Raw genomic sequence first — 2,642 nt, 5'->3', positions numbered from 1 at the left:
CTCAATTACTAAACGAATTAAGAAGATAATAGTGATAACAATAAAACCAGGAACAAGTGCAACAAACGATTTACTTACTGCCGGTGGAACGCTATCTGGCATTTTAATAACAATATTTTTCTTAAGAATGAAGTTATACACTTCTGTTGAGAATAAACCGATTAGGATCGCTACGAAAAGTCCTTTACTTCCCATAAATGCAACTGGAATTGCTCCTCCAACTGCGATCGCTTCTGTTGCTCCATCTGGAGTAAACGGTACATTGAATGGTGTAGCAAGTAAGAACGCACACAGCGAGATTACCCCAGCTGTAATCGCGTCAATGCCATACCGCTCAGCTAGACGATACGCAATACCGAATGCAGCGATTAGACCCATCATGTTAAATGTCGCATCTGTTGGGTACATTAGTTTTGCTAACCATTGATCTCCGAACACGCTTGCCATGAATTCAGCATAACCTGGAATCGGCAGGAAACCTAAGATTAGGAATACAGAACCGATAATAATCATTGGCATCGCTAGGATGATTCCATCCTTTAAGGCACCTAAATGTCTTTGTGCGGCTAATTTACCAGCAAAAGGCATAAACTTTGATTCAAGGAAACCTAAAAACTTATTCATCACGTTTCATTCCCTTCTCTACCTAGAGTTTTTTAGAAATTATTTATTCGTTAGTCCTACTGCTGTTTTTAATACTTCTGCACCATTACACATTCCGTAGTGGATTGGGTTAATAGAATCAACTGGGATATTCTTTTCTTTTCCTAGTTGTTGCATTTGAGGTAATAGGTAACGTACTTGTGGCCCAAGAAGCAGTACATCCGCTTGATCAATATTCGCTTTTACTTGATCCGCACTTACTGCCCAGATCTTTGAATCAAGTCCTTGATCTTTTGCAGCCGCTTCCATTTTTGTTACTAGTAAACTTGTAGACATACCTGCCGCACAGCATAATAGAATGTTCATCTTAAATTCCTCCTAAAGTGTTTTAATTGCTTATTAGTAAATAAATCAGAGATAAGTTCTTTTTATTAAGAAGATGTGTTGTTATCTTCTTGTTGATTTCATATTACAATGAAAGCGATTTCATTAATATCTACCTTTTTTCCGTTTCACAACGGAAAAAATTATTACTGATAGATTACTAGTTCATTTCCTAATCTTTTTTTAAAAGTTAAGATTGTAAATTTCTTTTAAGGTTTGTTTAAGGTTGCCCACCGATAATGTGAATCAAGGAGCTAACATAAAGGAGTTGAAACACGGTGAAGGCAATGACCTTAAATGGCGTTCAAGGGAGATATGAACTAAAGCACGAAATTACAAAAATGGATTGCTACTTATTAAGAAGCAAGTTACAGCATGTGATGACGGCTGACCCAAACGCTAATAATGACGGGAAATACTTAATCCGAAGTGTATACTTCGATAATTTTGATAATAAAGTTCTTCAACAAAAGAAGGAAGGCTTTTTCGAACGAGATAAGTTCCGTGTCAGGCTGTATGACCATAACACTAGCTACATTAATCTCGAAAAAAAGAGCAAACGAAACAATATGACATATAAACAGAAGTGTCGTATGACGATTGATGAATACGAAAAGGTAAGAATCGGAGACATCGCTTGGATGGAAAATGATTCACGACCATTGATGAGAGATTTATACATGCAGATGAATCTCCTGCAAATCAAACCCGTGACTATCGTGGATTATGAGAGAGAGGTTTTCATTTACGAGTATGGAAATGTCCGAGTCACATTCGATAGCTCAGTTAAGACAAGCTTCCGAAACAATGATCTTTTAAATCCAGATGTACCAATGGTGGAAACCACTCCTGGAATCGTCATTCTAGAAGTAAAGTACGATGAGTTTTTACCTGATGTCATCAAGCAGTTAGTTCAGCTTCATGACAGACGAAGAGGCACGTATTCAAAATATCAAATAAGCCGTATGTTCGGTTAATATTATTGGAGGAATAAAAATGGATACAATTAATTTTCAGGATATTTTTAAGTCTAAGTTTTTAGAGCAAACCAGCAGCTTTTCAATCACCGATTCATTGATTGGATTATTCGCATCATTAGTGATTGGACTCTTTATCTATTGGGTATATAAAAAGACGTTCACAGGTGTTATCTATTCACACACCTTTAATATCTCACTAATTGTTATGTCGATGGCCACATCATTAGTTATTATCGGTATCTCATCTAATGTATTATTATCACTTGGTATGGTTGGTGCATTATCGATTGTTCGTTTCCGTACACCGATTAAAGATCCAATTGACATCGTCTATTTGTTCTGGGCCATTATTGTAGGTATTCTTAGCGGAGCTGGCTTTGTGCCACTTGCTGTTCTTGGTTCACTATTCATTGGAGCTATTCTTATCTTTTTTGGAAATCGTATTAAAGTGGAAAATCCATATTTATTAGTCGTACGATACAATGGCAATTCGATTGAAAAGTCATTAGAACATGTGGTATCTGAGAACTCGAAAAAGCATACGATTAAATCAAAATCCGTAATGCCTGGTAGTGAATATGAAGTCACTTATGAAGTCCGCGTGAAGGACAATGACATGAGCTTCATCAACAATATTTCCGAAATGGATGGAGTAAGATCTGCTATTATGCTGAG

Annotated in this window: 4 protein-coding genes; 2 read left to right on the top strand and 2 right to left on the bottom strand. The window is 36.6% G+C overall.

The window, feature by feature from the left end:
* Positions 1–624, bottom strand: a 624-nt coding sequence (locus tag ACGLXV_RS00910) for a PTS transporter subunit EIIC (RefSeq protein ID WP_391557108.1), incomplete at its 3' end; no start/stop codon positions are given.
* Between the two features lie 39 nt (positions 625–663).
* On the bottom strand, positions 664–969 hold the full coding sequence (locus ACGLXV_RS00905; protein ID WP_119710361.1) for a PTS sugar transporter subunit IIB: 306 nt from the start codon (positions 967–969) through the stop codon (positions 664–666).
* Positions 970–1,265: 296 nt separating this feature from the next.
* On the opposite strand from ACGLXV_RS00905, the gene ACGLXV_RS00900 reads away from it, so the two are divergent.
* Complete coding sequence (locus ACGLXV_RS00900; RefSeq protein WP_391557107.1) at positions 1,266–1,964, top strand: polyphosphate polymerase domain-containing protein; 699 nt, start codon at positions 1,266–1,268, stop codon at positions 1,962–1,964.
* Between the two features lie 19 nt (positions 1,965–1,983).
* Positions 1,984–2,642 (top strand): DUF4956 domain-containing protein (locus tag ACGLXV_RS00895; RefSeq protein ID WP_391557106.1); only part of this gene is annotated, 659 nt, incomplete at its 3' end.

It is taken from the genome of Robertmurraya sp., from assembly GCF_036676585.1.
GTDB lineage: Bacteria > Bacillota > Bacilli > Bacillales > Cytobacillaceae > Robertmurraya_A.
Note: the sequence above shows the minus strand (reverse complement) of the source record. Positions and strands in the feature narration are given on the sequence as shown.